Source organism: Nocardioides rotundus (genome assembly GCF_019931675.1).
Lineage (GTDB): Bacteria > Actinomycetota > Actinomycetes > Propionibacteriales > Nocardioidaceae > Nocardioides > Nocardioides rotundus.
In genome coordinates, this window is record NZ_CP082922.1 from 3956587 (window position 1) to 3973161 (window position 16575).

Genomic DNA, 16575 nt, shown 5'->3' on the forward strand with positions numbered 1-16575 from the left:
TCACCCACGAGCGGTGACCTCCGTGTTCGCCTTCAAACCGGATGTCAGGTCGACGACGAGTCGGCCACTCCAGATCAAGTGCCACGTCGCCGACACTCGTTGCGGATCGCTGTCGCGCACGAGCTCGCCCAACGAGGCGCCGCGCACCACGTCGGCGACGATCCCGTCCTCATAGGCGGCGGCCCAGTGCGGTCGGCGGCGATAGGCATGCAGCCACATCAGGTTGTGACGATGAATCCGCGAGAGCCCGGTGAACACCTCGTAGCGCCAACCACGATCACGACATGCCGCCTCTGAGACAACCCGGTGGAGTACGAACTCTTCCGACTCGGTCGCATCGGGTCGCTTAACGTCCCAGACAGTGACTCGGTCGGTCTCGTCGACCGACAAGAGGTCGGGAGTGTGATGCTTCTCGGCTCGGCGGCCAGAATGCCTCCAGGAGAGCTTCACCGGCTGAGCAACGATCCAGACGACCCCGGGGTCGCGGTCCAGGACGCGAACGAGATCGTGCTCAAGGCCGGACTCAAGCTCTATGTGGTCACCGACGGTCGTGCTGAAGGCGCGCACCGGCACGTGCTTCGACCTACTGCCTGACTGTGGCCTGCGGACTGGCTCAAGGGTCTTGATCTCCGGAGGGCCCTCTGCCCAACCCCATTTGGTCCGGCGACCTTCGCTCTGGAAGGTCCACGTCACCGTGGACGGGTCCGGGCCTAACTCGAGGCAGGCTTCGCCCCTAGACTTGGGCACAGGTCGTCCCCTCGCTTTCTAGAGTTCCGTAGGTGTCGACCAAGAGGCGTCCCCGTTGCACCGGGGGCGCCTCGACTTTTTCCAGCTCGGCGCGCGGCCTCCTGACCAACTTCCGGTGAGCCTAGGCGGCACGGTCCCCACCGGCAAGGAGAAGGTGCACAATTTCCGTAACGCGCTGAGCATCGAGCCCGCCTTTCTATGACGGACACTTAGCGCCCTTCATGAACGGCGGTCAGCGCCGTTCTTGGTTATTGTGCGCTCGAGGTGCACAATAAGCGGTGTTGCCAAGGGCCGCGGCGTAGAGCGCACGCGGACCCCAAGCAAAGAAGGCAGAGCATCAGAAGGAGGGGCGGCCCGGTGACGGCACCAGGAAATGTGCGTGCGTCGTCCTCCGCGGCGTCGCGGACGTGCGATAACCCTGACTGCGTAAATCGGGTGGCCTGGTCCAACCGGCCTGGCCGTCCGCAGACGTTCTGCTCGCCGAGTTGTCGTCAGAGGGCCCGCCACGCAGCCTCTCGACTGCGAGCGGACCTGCAGTCGCTGGAACGGAAACGCTCCTCGGCCGAGCTCAACTACCGTCAGCGCCGCGACGTCGATGCCGAGTTGGCCCACAAGCGCTGGCTCCTCAGCTCCTACCCTGCGTCATTCCAGCCGTGACTCCGGCAGCCCACTGCGCCTGCGCCGTCAACGACCATTCCTCGTCCGCGAGCGGCGCGTCGTTCAGTTCGTCCCTGCGGGCTCGCCAGTCCGGCAGGAACTGATCCATCAGCGCCACGAAGCGTTCGCCGTGTCCGCGCTCCAGCAGATGCGTGAGCTCGTGCACCACGATGTACTCCAGGCAGCGGGGATTCTTCTTCGCGAGCTCGGGGTTGAGCCAGATCGTGCGCGCGTGGGTGATGCAGGTGCCCCACTTGGTCTTCATCCGTCTGACGACGATCTTGTCAGCCGTGACGCCGATGATCGGCTGCCACTTCTCCAGTAGGGCAGGAACGGCGGCCTTCAGCTCGCGGCGGTACCACCTGTCCAGGGTCGCTCGTCGTGACTCGGCATCAGCGCCCGCCGGCACCGTCACCCAAAGCGTCGAGCCCTTGGCCTCGACGCGGTGGTTGCCGCTCGTGCGTGAGGCGTCCAGGAGGTAGCGCTGCCCCCAGACATAGTGGGTCTCCCCCGACACCATCCGCCGCTCAGTTTGTCGGTCCGCGTTCTGGAGTTGCTCGCGCTGGCGCTTGATCCACGGCATGCGCTGCACAATCGCGAGCCGGATGGTGTCCTCGTCGGTCCGCGTCGGCGCGGCGACTCGGACTCGGCCGACGGGTGGATAGACCGAGATGTGGAGGTTCTTGATGTCCTTGTAGACGACGTCGACGCCCAGGTCGCCGACCGTGAGGTACGCGTTAGCTGTACTCATGGTGCTGTCCAAGCAGGTCGATGAGCTCTTCCAACTTCGCAGATTCGAACTCAACTGGGAGCTCGGGGCGAAGGGCGCGCGCCAGGGCACGCCGCTTGATCGGCGAGGTCGACCAACCGTGCTCCTTGACGTTCTGCACGACCTGGTGGAGGTGCTCGACATCGATCTCCACCCCCCGCGGCCACGCGAAGTCGACCAGTGCTCGCCGGGCCGGGGTCGAGGCCCACGCGGGGTAGGACTCGTCCGACTGGCCGGTTCCGACTTTCTTGGTCAGGTCGATGAGCTGCTGGAGATAGTCGGCATAGTCGGCGGCGTCTTCCTTCTGCTTCTCGATGAGTGCATCGAGGAGTTCGGACATGTGGTCGTAGTAGCGGGGGTTCATGGCGTGCTCGTCCACGATGGTCTTGCGGACGTTGTTGATGATCGTCTCCGCGGCGGCCTCCGGGTTGCCATTGATTCCCGGTGGCAGCGCGTCGATCGCATCTGCGCCGCGTTCGACGATGAGCTGGACCAGTGGCTTGTCCAGGTCGGCGACCTGTTCGACGGGTTTGGCGTGGATGTAGGTGTCGAGCAGCTGCCGCATCCCGGCTTCGTACTGCTTCATGTCGATGTTCTCGCCGGCACCGACCTCGACCTCGCTCTTGGCGGCGACGTAGTGGGCGACCTCGGTCTTGATCGCGGCGATTTCGGTCGCGGGGTAGCCGGACCCTTCGGGATCGCTAGCCACTGCACCGAATGTGCGTACGAGACTGGCGACGGTTTTGTACAGCAGGACGCGCTTGGGTTCGTTGTCCTTGATCTGGTCGGTGTCGCCGGGCGTGGAGGCCACGAAGTAGTGCAGGTATTGCTCGGTCTCCTTGGGCGGCGCCACGGGTTCGCACAACGCACGGACCGCCTCCAGTGCGTCGTCGAGGTCCTTGCGCTCCTGCTCGCTGCGGTCGCTGATCAGACCGTCGACGTCGTCACTGTCGTACTCACCGAAGGCTTCGGAGGTGTAGTCGGTGACGGTCTTGTCGAGTGACTTGAACAGGTCCCGGTAGTCGACGATGTATCCGTAGGTCTTGTCGTCGCCGTCGAGCCGGTTCACACGGCAGATCGCTTGGAACAGGCCGTGGTCGCGCATGCTCTTGTCGATGTAGAGGTACGTCGCGCTCGGAGCGTCGAAGCCGGTGAGAAGCTTGTCGACCACGATCAGGAGCCTCATCTGGCCCGGTTCCTTGATGAACCGCTTCGTGACGTCGGTCTCGAACTCCTCGACCCGGGTGATGGCCTTGTCGGGGTCCTCGCCGAAGTGGTCGGCCAGCATCTGCCGGTAGCTTTCGTACTTGCGGAGTTCCTCGGTGTCGCCCTCGCCGGCGTCCTCCATGGAGATCGCCGTCGGGTTCGGCTTGTAGCTGGTGACGATCGCGACCTTGCCCTTGAACCCGCGCTTGGTGAACGCCTCGTAGAACGTGCAGGCCTGGTAGACGGTTTCGCTCACCAGAATGGCGTTTCCTCGACCGCTGACCAGCCTGGGCTGCAGCTCCATGTCCATGAGGATGTCCTGGACGATCTGGGCCGAGCGGGGCGCAGAGGAGAAGACCTTCTGCATGGTGCCCCACTTCTTCTTCAGCCGCGCCTTCGACAGGTCGGTGAGGTTGCGCGTCTTGGCGTCGAACCACTTGTCGACGGCCGCGGCGCCTTGAAGCTCCTGGTCGACGTTGCGCGCTTCGTACTTCAGGTCGAGTACGACGCCGTCGCGGACGGCCTCGTCGAACTTGTAGGTGTGGATGAAGGAGCCGAAGGTCTCGATGCTGGTCTTCTTGTCGGTCTTGAGCAGCGGTGTGCCGGTGAAGCCGATGAACATCGCGCCCGGAAGCAGCTCCTTCATGACGCGGTGCATCTTGCCGCTCTGGGTGCGGTGGGCCTCGTCGACGAAGACAAAGAGGTTGCCCTTCGCGCTGAACCCGTCCGGGACCCGTGCCCTCAGCTCCTTGACGAACTCTTCGGCATCCTGATCGCGCGCCTCGTCATCGCTGCCACGAAACTTGTGGACCAGCGAGCACATCAGGGACGGCGTGGACCGGTTGAGCTTCCCCAGCATGTCCGCACCCGATTGGGTTCGCACGATCTTCTCCCCGACGCCCGAGAAGCCATCTTCGATCTGCTCGTCGAGCTCGGTGCGGTCGGTGATCACCAGCACCCGGGCATCGGTCTGGGTCTCGCGGATCCACTGCGCCAGCCACACCATCGTTAGGCTCTTGCCCGAGCCTTGGGTGTGCCAGATGATGCCGCCCTCGCGCTTCACCACGCGCGCCTGGGCCGCTTTCACCCCGAAGTACTGGTTGTGACGGGAAGTCTTCTTGACACCGGCATCGAAAACGATGAAGTCGTGGATCAGCTCCAGGAGCCGCTCCTGGGACGCCATCTGGGACAGGGCGCGGTCCAGCCGATGCTCAATGCCGGCGCCGACAGGGCTGTCGGCGGGCTCCTTCCACTCCAGCCAGTACTTCTCCGGGGTCTCGATCACCCCGTACCTCAGGCCCTGGCCGTCGTTGCCGGCGAAGAGCAACTGCACCGTGGTGAAGAACGGCCGCACGAAGTCGTGGCGCTGATTGCCGATGTTCTGCCGGATCCCCTGGGCGAGATCGATGTACGAACGCTTCAGCTCGATCACCGCGAGCGCGATCCCGTTGACGTAGAGGACCACGTCCGGACGCTTCGTGTGCTGCCCCCTGATCGTGACCTCTTCGGCCACGACGAAGTCGTTTGCATCGGGACGGTCCCAGTCGATCAGCCAGACCGTCTCCGTGGTTTCGCCTACGTCGCGCTTGACCTTTACCCCGTAACGCAGCAGCTCATAGACGCGACGGTTGGCGTCATAGAGCGACTGCCCTGCGCCAAGCGAGGCGGCCGTGAGCAGTTGCTGGACGGCTCGATTGACCAGCTCTTCACCGACCCCGCGCTCGCGCAGGTTGCGACGTAGCTCGCCCTCGTCGACGTTGCGGTTGTCCTGGTCATCCAGGCTCCCGCCGTACGCGTAGCCGAGCCCCTCGCGGAAGTGCTTTACGACACGGTTCTGCGTCACCCGTTCCTTGTCCCCCACACTCACGCCGAAGCCTCCACCGGTAGACGCGTTCGACCAGTCAATAACTCCTGCATCATGCCCATCTTCACCGCTCGCGCGGACTCAAGCCGACGCTCAAGTGCGGCGATCTCGCCAGCGATGTCGAAAAGGACCCCCGCGATCGCCCTCTGCTCAGCAGGGTCCGGGAGTCGCAACCGGATGCTGGAGACGTACGCCCGTGTCGTCGCAAGTACCTTCGTGCCTGCGGCCAGACGGAGTAGAGATTGGCGGAACGCGGGGATGAACTGCAGATAGGCCTTGAACCCATCGGCGAGCACCTGCTTGTCGAAGCGGGCCGCGATGGTGTGCAGGCCAGGTACCACCCCCTCCGGCGGCACGTTGGCGACCTCCACCGACTTCCCGACACCGGCGGGATCCTCGGATGCATCAGCGAAGACGACATCACCTGCGGCCAAGCGGCCGGCGTTCACAGCGAGCCGCCCAGCCGCCCTCGGCATCGGCTCAGCCGCTGCATCCAATCGAACGCTCGTCCTCGTGTGAATGTCGCCGTAATGGAGATAGCGGAGCGGCGACACCTGGTCGAGCTGCTCTCGGGGAAGCGGGACAGTCTTGAGGTACGTGACGTGGTCGCCAAGCAGCACGTCTCGCCAGTCCGCTTCGAAGCCGGGGAGGCGGGTGCGACCCGTCAGGAGCTCCTGCATCATGCCCTGCTTGAGGTCGCGCTTCTTCGCGATCAGCCGCTCAAGCGACTGGACCAACTCATCCGCTGCCCTCAGAGCCTCAGCGATCCGCTTCTGCTCCTCGGGACTGGGCATCGGCAACGGGACACGGAGAAGGTTCTCCTTCGTGAGATGGGCGAGGCTGGATTTACCCACCAACGCCTGTAGTTCACCAGTGGCGGCCCATCGCTCGAAGAACGCCGCAATCAGGTCCGGTTGATACCGGCCCTTGGTCCGTAGCCGGTGAAGTGTGTTGAGGTAGTAGGCCTCGGGTAGTTCGTCACGCCATACGCTCGACCGGCCGATCTCTCCTCCCTCGCATACGAGCACGTCACCGTAACGCAAACGCAGGTCACGAAGGTCCGCCTTCGACAAGAGTTCTGTGGCCGCCTCAGCCACGTCGATGCGACCCCAGCGCACGCCGCGGTTGTTGATGCAGGTCTTCGGCACGCCACGTGCAACGGCTGCATCAACTCGCTTGCCGAGCTGAACCTCGAACTCGATGCCGATCATCGACTCATCCCACGCTGCCGTCATTCCTCGACTCCCATGGCAGCAAGGTGCCTAAAAAGCTTGGCGTTCAGCCCGTCGATATCGGCTTCGAGTTCGCTCACTGTCGACTCGTACCTACAAGCCAGCACCCGAAGCCGAGCGATCAATGCCTGGCCGAGACCCGTGACCTCAGCAGCGACTCGCGCATCGATCGCGGCACGCCACTTGTCGTCGGTAACGAGGGTCTGGATTTCGTCGACGCTCAGCTCGCTGTACTGAGCAAACGCCTTCTCATGGAGCTTCAGGGTCGCATCCTTGACCGCGCTCTTGGCCTTGGTCTCGGCCGCGAAGAGTTTGATGACGTGCTGCAGCGCCTTGATCTCCTCCGCGTCGGCGCCCTTGCGCTTGGCGTCCTTGAGTCGAGCGGCCGCGGTGGTCTTGGAGACCTTGTCGTTGACGACGGCGTCGGCGAGCAGGCCGTCCTCGACGGCGTGCTCCTCGACGTACTCCTCGACCGCCTGACTCGCGGCCTCCTGGCCAGCGATCAGCTCGTCGAGGCGGGCCTTCTCCTCGGGGAAGAACCGGGCGATCACGTACTCCGGAGGGATCAGGTCCATGACCCAGCGCTTTGCCTTCGCGCCGGTGCCGAAGACCAGGTGGGCGTCCTCATACTTGATCTTGTTCTTCTTGTCCTTCCAGCTTCGAGCCGGCCGCGGCTTCGCGGCAGCCTCCCAGCCTTCGCCCACGATCATGGTGACGTCGTCGTGCATGGTGGCGTTCCAATAGCTCATCAGCTGCTCGTAGACGCCGTACTCGTCGATCAACGGGCGCGATCGGAACGCCTCCAGCAGTGCCTCGGAGATCTCGTCGATCAGGTCGACGGGGCGGGTCGTGCTGGTGATGTCCGCCAGCCTCTTGCGATGGTCACGCCACCACTCGGCGACCGTGTCGGCATTGTCCTGGGCGAAGGCGACGTACTCCTTCGAGCTCATGATCGCCTGCTGGATGTCGGCCTTGCCTACCACCAGCTCGGAGTAGCCCTCGCGCAGCGGCTTGAACAGGTCCGCTCGCAGATTCGGGAAGGCATCCCAGTAGGGCTGCAATGCATCGAGGTCTCGGTTTGGGATCCCGCCTTGCAGGTGGGCGCGCAGGTCCTGGATGTCCTCGGGCTCGGAGCTGTCGATGTAGCGCGGGATGTTGAGGTTGTAGTCGTTCCTCGGGTCGCTGATCTCGCTCAGCGGCACCATCCGCGAGTAGCGGGCGATGTCCTTCTGGTTGACGAAGGCATCGACGATCTTGTGCATGTCGCGCGGGCGCAGCCGGTTCTTGGGGCCGTCCTTCTCGAAGCCCTTGGACGCGTCGATCATGAAGATGCCGGTGCGGGCCTGGGCGTTCTCCTTGTCGAGCACGATGAGGCAGGCGGGGATGCCGGTGCCGTAGAAGAGGTTGGCGGGCAGCCCGATGATCGCCTTGATCAGCCCGCGCTTGATCAGTTCGGTGCGGATGGTCGCCTCCGCGTTACCGCGGAAGAGCACACCATGCGGCAGGACCACGACGCCCTTGCCCGTCGACCTCAGCGATTTCACCATGTGCAGCAGGAACGCGTAGTCGCCGTTCTTCTCCGGCGGCGTGCCGAACCCGTCGAAGCGGCCGAAGGTGTGGTCGAAACCGTTCGTCCAGGTCTTGACCGAGAACGGTGGATTGGCGACGAGGTAGTCGAAGGTGTCGAGCTTCTGGCCATCGCGGAACTTCGGGTCCGCGAGAGTGTTGCCCTGACGGATGTCGTGAGTCTCGTACCCGTGCAGGATCATGTTCATCCGGGCGAGGGCCCAGGTTGCGTTGTCATTCTCCTGGCCGTAGATGCTCAACCCGTTCGGCGCGGCGTCGGCCACCTTGATCAGCAACGAGCCCGAGCCGCAGGTCGGGTCGTACACCGTCGCCGACTTCGGCGTACCCGCCGGGATCTGGAGCAGTTGTGCCAAGACCCGCGACACCTCGGCGGGCGTGTAGAACTGGCCCTTGCTCTTGCCGGACTGGGTGGCAAAGTGTCGCATCAGGTACTCGTAGGCGTCACCCAGAAGGTCATCTCCCTCGGCCTTGGAGCCGGTGAAGTCCATGTCCTGGAAGATGCCGATCAGGTTCGAGACCTTGTCCTGGAGCTCTCTGCCCGAGCCAAGTTTCGCCGGGTCATCAAAGTCGGCGTTGTTGATGACACCTTGGAGGTCGTTCGCCTCGGCGAGCTTGCGGATCGCGATGTTGACCTTCTCGCCGACGTCCGGCTTGCCCTTGAGAGTGACTAGGTGGTCGAACGATGCGTCGTCCGGAACCAGAGTCATTGGGTCGCGCTCGGCCTTGGCCTTGTCCGACACGTACTTCACGAAGAGCAGGGTGAGGACGTAGTCCTTGTACTGGCTCGCGTCCATCGAGCCGCGGAGCTCGTCAGCGCTGCTCCACAAAGAGTTGTAGAGGTCGGACTTCTTGAGCGCCACGCAACATCCTTCGTCGTGCCATCGGCCGGGTCTCCGACTCTATCGGCGCGGGGCACGGCGGAGGCCCCCTTCGGAGGGCAATTCCGAGTTCGGGCGACCACGCGAGGCCGCGCTGACGTTCCGCTGCCGCATCGCGGAGTGGACGCATGGTCGACGTTGCCAATTACTGCAACGTGATCGTCCGTGTGTGCTCTTTCGACTCGCCAGCCTCATTCCACCTTGCCGTGATCTGCACCGTGTCACCGCTGGCCTGCATCGTCCGGATCGGAATCAGCCTCCAGGTCAACGTAGAACCTGGATGCACCGTGACCGGTTCGTTCGGGCCATCGAAGTGGTACATCGTGTCGCCAACCGGTTGAAGCTCAAACACCAGGTCATCCGCAGCCAGGCTGCCAGCGTTCTCAACTTCCAACTGGTTCTTCGTGGCCCTCCGCTTCGGTCGCCCCTTGCTGTCGGTGTACGGGATTTCCTCATGGATGTGCTTCCATCGAAGGTCCGCGACATCGGCCTGGGCCGGCGGCTGCAGGACGGCTTGCGAAGCCCACCCCTCAGCCTCGAGGTCTGCCTCCAGGGCGCGCACCACCTGGCCAGCCAGGTCGACGGGGTCGGAGTAGTTCCCCAGGAGGCCCCGGCGTCCCAGCTCCTCCTGAAACTCGCGCAGGGCGGTCAGCTGGGCCGCGTCGACATCGCGTGGAAGCTCTTCCTCCGAGAAGTACACATGGACTGGCTTGCCCAGACTCACCGCGCGGTTGATCTCCTCCGCTGTGCCGGAAACATCGACGCCGGTCTCCGTTCCAAGCCGACTGTCAAAGAAGGCGACTACCACGTCAGCTTGATCCACGGCCTGAGCGTTGATCAGGGCCTGCGGCCGCCCGCCGATCTTAGGAACCGAGTGGCGTTCCCAGAGCCACGGCAGCAGCGCCACACGTTCCCGGCGGCCACGGCGAACGTTCCAGTCGTTGATCTCGTCGCGAACGACAGCCCGTTCTTCCACCGCATCGCCGGGTGACGCGATCACGACGAGTACCCCGCTCATCGCGCTCGGCACTGGTGACCTCCTACCTCTACGACAGCCACACTGACCGCACTTAAGTCCACCATCCCTGTAGATCTTGACCTTGACAGCGAGTGTCGAGATGCAGCGAAGACTGACGATCCGCACGCGTACAAGTTTGCCGAAACCGGCGGTTGCTACCTACCAACGCAAAGTTGCGGAAGGAGCGACTGACGATCCGCACGCGTACAAGTTTGCCGAAACCGGCGGTTGCTACCTACCAACGCAAAGTTGCGGAAGGAGCGCAGCGCGGATGACGACCTGCGTCGATCCGAGCCAGCGCCCTATGCCTGACAGGTAGGCGTCAGGTGAGTTCCGGGCCCGTCAACGACGGCCACCACGGTCTTGCTCGGCCGTTCCTTAAGGTGACGGCAACGTGTGCACGCGCGCAGCTCCGACGGTACAGCGTCTGTGAACGCGGCCGCCGTCCGTGGCATGTTCCCACCAGCCGATAGGACTGGGATATGGCGACCGGCGAGCTTACAGAAGGCTTCCCGTGCCTCCCAGATTCGCCTGTGGTCTTCCGTCGCAGACGCATGATGGGGAGCAGTCATCAGAGCGACGTGTTCCCAGGGCACAAAGTCCGAGTGGATGCCGGCTCCTCCGGTCACCCGCGCAGAGTCCCCCGCTCCGTCGCTCCAGATGAGAACGCCCCACGGCTTGATCGCTGCGCGCAAATCGCGCTCGTCCCAGTAGTCAGTGTCCAGTTGAAGGATCCGATCAAGAACGTCGACGCATCCGGCATCCCAAAGAAACGGCGCCAACGCCCGGCGGTTCTGAGCCGTGAGCCGCATTGCCAAGTAGAGGTTGGCCCCTGGGTCAGTCTGCTTCGAACGAACGAAGAAGACCTCAACCGCGTTGACGAGGGTGAGCATCCCGGGACGGCCTGCCGACGTCCACGGCGGTGTCGTCCCAACCGCATCGGTTGAGAAGAACCGCACCCGAATTCCGGCCTTGAGAGTCGACTCAACGATCGAAAGCAGCTGCTGAGACTTGGCCGTTAGATCCGCAACTACTTCCGCAACCTCCTCTGGCTGCGGGAGCGGGGGCCACGCGGGATTGTCAACTCGCTCCTTGTTGATCGCCTGGCGGATCGCGCTCTGCACCCAGTCATCGTCGGGTCGTTCGGATTCGAACGCCGGTCCAAGACCCAGGACATGCATCTGCATCTCTACATCGGCCGCAAGGGCATCGACGTCCTCTCGCCATGGCCAATCAAGGACGACTGCCGGCGGGTACTTGCGCTCGCGGATCACTGACGCACCAAGGTCTCGAAGGTCCTCTGGGCCCGTTTCCGCATCGGTTCCAGTTCGCAGCACACCGACGAGGCCAGCAAGTGCCTGCACGAGCAGGCCCCATTCATACGGAACCCAAATCTCCCGCAGTCTCGAGCGTCGGGCTGTAATAAAGTCCTCGAATCCGCCGACGTGGTCGCTGTCAGAATGCGTCAACACGAGGATGTCCGGGTCGAATCCAGCTGCGTGGCTGCCCCCTTCCGCACCCTCTTCTCCCAGGTCCACAGCGACGCGCACCGGCCCTTCCCCGTCGAAGGTCCGCTCACGTTGGCCCCCGTTCCAGCAGATATCCCAAACGCGACAGCACGACGTCGAGCCAGCTGTCCATAGATGGGACTCGCCACCGTAAGCGTTCGCTCCATTGCGACGAGCTCCGCCAGGACTGATAAGCGTTCCGATGCCGCACCTCCAGGAGCGTCAGCGCTAGGGAATTACGTGGACCAACTCTCAAGCACTTTGTCGACGTTCGGGGCGCCTTTCGCGAGAGTCGTGCGCCAATCGAGCTTCTTGAGATGCTGCAGGTGGCCCACCAGCGTGATTGGAGCAATGCCTTCCGCTACCGCGGTCTCGAGGACCCAAGGCCCGCTAAGACGTTCTGGAAGTGGCCGCGGGAGACCTTTGGGCAGCACCCACCGCGCGGCCGTCTCGTTGGCTTCACGCTCTTGCGTTGCTTCGTTGGATTGGTCATCGGGGTCGTCGTCGACCTCGATCGTCTCGACGATGGGCGAGTCGTCCTTCACGTGGCCGTGCGTGTGGTGCGCAATCTCGTGAATGAGCGCGAAGAGGACCTTGTCCAGGCGCTTTCCCCGTCCGGACAAACCGATGACACGAGTCTTGTCCACGATCATCGCGCAGCCGTCGATCTTCGCTCCGGGGAGCCCGGGCACGTATACAAGCCGCACGCCGACTCCAGCGAGCATCTCAGGGAGAGCAGCGAAGTCCTCGGGTGTCTTCGCGACACGCGGAAGTGCGGCCCCGATCGCTTCGAGCGCCTTGAGCGAGTACGTCCCGCTCAGGGGCGTTTCTCGTGCCGCGTGGCGGACCATGTAGAGCCACGACGTCTGAAGCGACGACAGCGACTCGCCGTGGTTGGACCGTTTCGCAGCGGCCGCCAGACGAGGCTCCTCGTCAAGCGACTTCAGTTCGAAGAACCGAAGCACCTCGCTCTCGAGTTCATCGAGGGTCTTTCCGGTGAGGACGCCGGCCTTCTTGAGAACGGCGATGGGACCCTTCTCATTGAGGCGGGCTCGGCGACGGACGTCGTCCAGGTCGCTCTGGGCCTTGGTGTCCTGGTTCTGCTTCCAGAGGAAGTACTTGTCCTGGAGGCTGAGCCACATCTCGGCGCTGGTCCCGAGGGCAGCGCCTATCTGCGCAGCGGACTCGCGAGTGATCTCCTTCTTGCCGGAGATGATCTCGGAGACGAACTGCGCCGGGCGGTCGAGGATGGTGGCGAACTCGGCCTGAGTCCAACCACGAGCCTCGAGCTCGTCAGCGAGGAACTCCCCCACGGGGAACGCCTCGGCTAGTACAGCGTTCATCTCGATCTCTCTATTGCTATCTGTGGTAGTCGACCACTTCGAGGAGGACCGCCACTCGGTCGCCCTCGGTCTTGAAGGTCAAGATCAGACGGAACTGATCGTTGAGACGCATCGATGTCTGGCCCAGACGGTCGCCCTTAAGCTTCTCCATCCGGAGACCCCGCATGTTGTACAGGTCGCGTTCATCCACTGCCGCGGAGATGAGCTGGACCTTTTTCCGATACGACTTGATGACGCCTGGATCCCACCCCTTGGGTGCGTACGCCTGCTCCTCAGCGAGCCGGCGTAGCACTTCGTCGTGGTACTCGACGCGCAACGTGACCTCATTCCATCACCCATGAGATGAAGACCCGCACGCGTCGGATCCTAGGCGGTCCATGGTCCCACTTTGGTCCGACAGGCCCCGACACGCCGAGTCGTCTTTAGGTCTTCATCCCTAGGGTGATGACAATGATGCTACTATCAACCTACGTGGCCGGCCGCCGGCCATCAAATCGAGAACCAAGGAGTCGACATGCCTGACATCAACGGGAACGACAAGCACGACAAGGCCTACGAGGTCGTCATCAATGGCACCCCGTACGACCTCGACGACCAGGTCGTCACCTACGAGGCCCTGGGCGCTCTCGCGTTCCCGGGCCACGACCCGGCAGCGATCTTCACAGTCGCGTACAAAAACGCGATCGCCGCGCACGGCGGCAGCGGCACCCTCGTGGCCGGCGAGTCGGTCAAGGTCAAGAAGAAGGGGACGAGTTTCGATGTCCGGCTCACGACTCGTTCGTAACAGCGCCGACCTCCAGCGCCTCGTCGACGACGGCTACACGGTCCGCATCGTCAACGGGTATCTCGTCATCGACGACATCCCCTACCTCGACGCGACTCAGACGGTTCAGTGGGGTTCCTTCCTCTGCCCACTGGATCTCGCCGGCGAGCAGACCGTGAAGCCGAGCAACCACGTGATGGCGTTTGTCGGCTCGGCCCCGTGCGCCAAGGACGGCGGCGAGATCTCACCTGGGTTCGCCAACACAGGGCTGACCTACGGCTGGACCGCGGGACCTGAGTTGACCCCGTCGGTCGGGTTCTCCCAGAAGCCGCGGCCCGACGGGTACGTCGACTTCTACGAGAAGGTCACCACCTACACGGCGATCCTGATCGGGCCGGCGCAAGCAATCGACCCCGACGCCACACCATTGCAAGGGAAGCCGTTCTCGACGGACGAGGACGACGGTGTCTTCGTCTACCTCGACACCTTCTCCAGCCGGGCCGGCATCACCGCGCGCAGCGAGCGGCTCGAGCTTGCAAAGATCGTGATCGTCGGGCTCGGCGGCACGGGCGCCTACATCCTCGACCTCGTTGCCAAGACACCGATCCGCAACATCCATCTGTACGACGGCGACGTCTTCAGCACTCACAACGCCTTCCGTGCGCCGGGTGCCGCGACCTTGGAGGCGCTCAACGCGCGGATGAAGAAGGTCGACTACTACGCCATGTCCTACTCCGCCATGCGTCGCCAGATCCACCCGCACCCGGTCAACGTCACCGACACGAACGTCGCGGAGCTGCTTGATGCCGACTTCGTCTTCCTGGCCATGGACTCTGGCCCGGACAAGCAGGTCATCATCAGGACGCTTGTCGACAATGGCATCGCATTCGTCGACACCGGCGTCGGCGTCAGCGACGACCCCACCGGCATCGCCGGCCAAGTCCGAGTCACCACCGGTCTGCCGAATGCCAGCGAGCACGTCCTCGCCGGTGGCCTCATCTCCGTGGTGGCTGGTGACGCTGCTGAGTACGACACGAACCTCCAGGTGGCCGAGCTCAACATGTTCGCCGCCGTCATGGCCGTCGTCCGCTTCAAGAAGTGGCTGGGCTTCTACGCCGACAGTGAGTGTGAGCTGCACAGCTCGTATCGGATCGACACCAACGAGATCCTCAACAAGCACCAGCGTGCCGAGGCGCCGGACGAGTCCAGCAACGGCGTCGCATGAAGGTGCACAGGCTCGAGCCGACGTTCGTGACGTACGTGCCCCGTGACCTCGAGGACGGCCACCTCTACATCTCGATGGAGTACGCGACCGCGGTCCATCTCTGCGCATGCGGCTGCGCCACGAAGACGGTCACCCCTCTCTCGCGCGGCGGGTGGACCCTCAGCTTCAACGGCGCCGTCACTCTGCGACCGTCCATCGGCAACGGTCAGGCCCAATGCCGGTCGCACTACCTGGTCAACGCCAACAAGATCCAGTGGCTGCCGTCCATCGGCGAAGAGGAGACCCGCGCGGCCATCGCCCGTGATCACCAGGTTGGAACCTCAGTCCACACCGTCCCGGCCCGCACCGGATGGTGGTCTCGCGTCAAGGCGGCAGTGCTAAGGAAGCACTGAACACCCCGACCACAGGAGGTGGCAATCATGGATAGCGCATGGGCGTCCGTGGGCATCCCGACCGTTGCAGCGATCGCCACCGCCGTCTACACAACAGGTGGACGCGGAGCATTGGAGCGCCGCGTGATGCGCCAGGAACTGGCGGTCGTCGCCCTCCTGCCCGCAGGCGACGAGAAGGACGTGATGGAACAGGCAGTGCGGGACCGCGCCGCGATCTACGCCGCGCGCCGACTGGGCCAGGAACCATTCACGCCACGCCAGCACGCGATCGTGCTCGGCTTCGGAGGAGCCGGTCTCATCGTCGGTTACGCCGGCACGATGCTGTCCCAGACCGCGTCGGCAAGGAATGCGCTCACGACAGTTCTGGCCAGCCTCGCCCTGCTGATGATGCTGGTCGGCTTCACCCTCGCGGCGAGCGCCTTCACCGCTTGGGGATCGCGCGTGTTCATCGCTAGCAGGACGCAGAGCCGGAGGCTGTCCGTCGCAGCCCATCGAGAGCGGCTCGCCGAGCACATCGCCACTGAGCGTGTCTGCCCTCGCAGCACTCTAGGCGCTCGACCGGATCCGGTGGGTCCTGCGCAGGTTAGTCCAGCGCGCCGATCTGCTGCCGAAGGCGTACCGCAGTCGCATGCACCCGCTCCAGGCGCTCCTCGAAGTCAGTCTCGCTGCATAACGACGAGCGGCGCGCACGTTTAGGAACTTAGGTCCGGGCCCCGAGATCCCTCTCGCAACAGTCGCTCAACGCGACTCAGGGTCGCACCGTCAGCGGCCGCAAGAAGCCGAACCACGCGACCGAACGACGCGTCACCGACACCCGGGGAAGATGGCGGTTGCTCGGTTCCAAGCAGCGCGTCGGAGCTGGCCTGCCCAGCGCCCGCCTCTGCGACAGGGGGACCGATCCCCAGCTCATCGCGGAGCTGCTGCATCGCAGGCAACAACACCTCAGACATAGCGTTGAGCACGGCCACCGGACCAGAGTCTGGGCGCCGGTTCTGACCTCGCACCTTCGCCTTGAACTCGAAGGCAACGTCGCGACCGATTTTCGGGTCTCGAAGTACAAGGTCATAAGGACCGTTCTCTAGCCAACGGATCCGCTCCTGCTCCTTCATGCACGCAAGGAGCGGCCGAGCTCTAGCCAGCGACGGCGCTTGGGCCCCGCGCTCGATCCCGCGGACGAACGACACGTGCACGCCCGCCTGATCGGCGAGTTGTTGCGGACTGAGGCCACTGCGCTCTCGCAGGTTCCTCACCAGAGTCCCGAACCGCGCGTTGCCGGTCGTCCCGGCTGCAACCTGCCAGGGCCCCTCTGGTTTGTTTTCGCCGTCGCTCACGAGAAAAGGATACAAGATCCTCTTGCGAGTTCGATGGTCGCCGTGCCAATATTCG

General features: G+C 63.9%; 14 protein-coding genes. 4 read left to right on the forward strand and 10 right to left on the reverse strand.

The window, feature by feature from the left end; genetic code table 11:
* From K8W59_RS19515 to K8W59_RS19555, 9 genes are all read right to left on the reverse strand, one after another.
* Window positions 1–747: a TnsA-like heteromeric transposase endonuclease subunit gene (locus tag K8W59_RS19515; RefSeq protein WP_317846290.1), complete on the reverse strand. Its 747-nt coding sequence runs from the start codon at window positions 745–747 to the stop codon at window positions 1–3.
* Between the two features lie 625 nt (window positions 748–1372).
* Window positions 1373–2155, reverse strand: coding sequence for a M48 family metallopeptidase (locus K8W59_RS19520; RefSeq protein WP_223396643.1), 783 nt, complete (start codon window positions 2153–2155; stop codon window positions 1373–1375).
* Complete coding sequence (locus K8W59_RS19525; protein ID WP_223396644.1) at window positions 2142–5246, reverse strand: type I restriction endonuclease subunit R; 3105 nt, start codon at window positions 5244–5246, stop codon at window positions 2142–2144. The genes K8W59_RS19520 and K8W59_RS19525 overlap by 14 nt, the downstream gene beginning before the upstream one ends.
* Window positions 5243–6454 carry a restriction endonuclease subunit S gene (locus tag K8W59_RS19530; RefSeq protein WP_223396645.1) on the reverse strand — a complete coding sequence of 404 codons (1212 nt, stop codon included), beginning with the start codon at window positions 6452–6454 and terminating at the stop codon, window positions 5243–5245. The genes K8W59_RS19525 and K8W59_RS19530 overlap by 4 nt, the downstream gene beginning before the upstream one ends.
* Before the next feature lie 20 nt (window positions 6455–6474).
* Complete coding sequence (locus K8W59_RS19535) at window positions 6475–8922, reverse strand: type I restriction-modification system subunit M (RefSeq protein WP_223396646.1); 2448 nt, start codon at window positions 8920–8922, stop codon at window positions 6475–6477.
* A gap of 163 nt (window positions 8923–9085) precedes the next feature.
* The gene (locus tag K8W59_RS19540) at window positions 9086–9970 is read right to left on the reverse strand and encodes a DUF4062 domain-containing protein (protein ID WP_223396647.1); all 885 of its coding nucleotides are present in this window, start codon (window positions 9968–9970) and stop codon (window positions 9086–9088) included.
* A gap of 290 nt (window positions 9971–10260) precedes the next feature.
* Window positions 10261–11508 carry an MBL fold metallo-hydrolase gene (locus tag K8W59_RS19545; protein ID WP_223396648.1) on the reverse strand — a complete coding sequence of 416 codons (1248 nt, stop codon included), beginning with the start codon at window positions 11506–11508 and terminating at the stop codon, window positions 10261–10263.
* Between the two features lie 194 nt (window positions 11509–11702).
* The gene (locus tag K8W59_RS19550; RefSeq protein ID WP_223396649.1) at window positions 11703–12809 is read right to left on the reverse strand and encodes a HigA family addiction module antitoxin; all 1107 of its coding nucleotides are present in this window, start codon (window positions 12807–12809) and stop codon (window positions 11703–11705) included.
* A 16-nt stretch (window positions 12810–12825) separates the two neighbouring features.
* Window positions 12826–13125 carry a type II toxin-antitoxin system RelE/ParE family toxin gene (locus K8W59_RS19555; RefSeq protein WP_223396650.1) on the reverse strand — a complete coding sequence of 100 codons (300 nt, stop codon included), beginning with the start codon at window positions 13123–13125 and terminating at the stop codon, window positions 12826–12828.
* Between the two features lie 198 nt (window positions 13126–13323).
* Between K8W59_RS19555 and K8W59_RS19560 the strand changes: the two genes are divergently transcribed.
* The 4 genes from K8W59_RS19560 to K8W59_RS19575 are packed head-to-tail and all read left to right on the forward strand — an operon-like array spanning window position 13324 to window position 15885.
* Window positions 13324–13593 (forward strand): multiubiquitin domain-containing protein, encoded by a 270-nt coding sequence (locus K8W59_RS19560; RefSeq protein ID WP_223396651.1) that lies wholly within the window; start codon window positions 13324–13326, stop codon window positions 13591–13593.
* Entirely contained in the window at window positions 13568–14797 is a 1230-nt protein-coding gene (locus K8W59_RS19565) for a ThiF family adenylyltransferase (RefSeq protein ID WP_223396652.1), read from the forward strand. The genes K8W59_RS19560 and K8W59_RS19565 overlap by 26 nt, the downstream gene beginning before the upstream one ends.
* 26 nt (window positions 14798–14823) lie before the next feature.
* A complete protein-coding gene (locus K8W59_RS19570; protein WP_223396653.1) occupies window positions 14824–15189 on the forward strand; it encodes a DUF6527 family protein in 366 nt (121 codons plus the stop codon).
* A 48-nt stretch (window positions 15190–15237) separates the two neighbouring features.
* Window positions 15238–15885: a hypothetical protein gene (locus K8W59_RS19575; RefSeq protein ID WP_223396654.1), complete on the forward strand. Its 648-nt coding sequence runs from the start codon at window positions 15238–15240 to the stop codon at window positions 15883–15885.
* Here the strand turns inward: K8W59_RS19575 and K8W59_RS20445 are convergent.
* A complete protein-coding gene (locus K8W59_RS20445) occupies window positions 15882–16520 on the reverse strand; it encodes a helix-turn-helix domain-containing protein (RefSeq protein ID WP_223396655.1) in 639 nt (212 codons plus the stop codon). The two genes, K8W59_RS19575 and K8W59_RS20445, sit on opposite strands and share 4 nt — an antisense overlap.
* Between the last annotated feature and the right edge of the window lie 55 nt (window positions 16521–16575).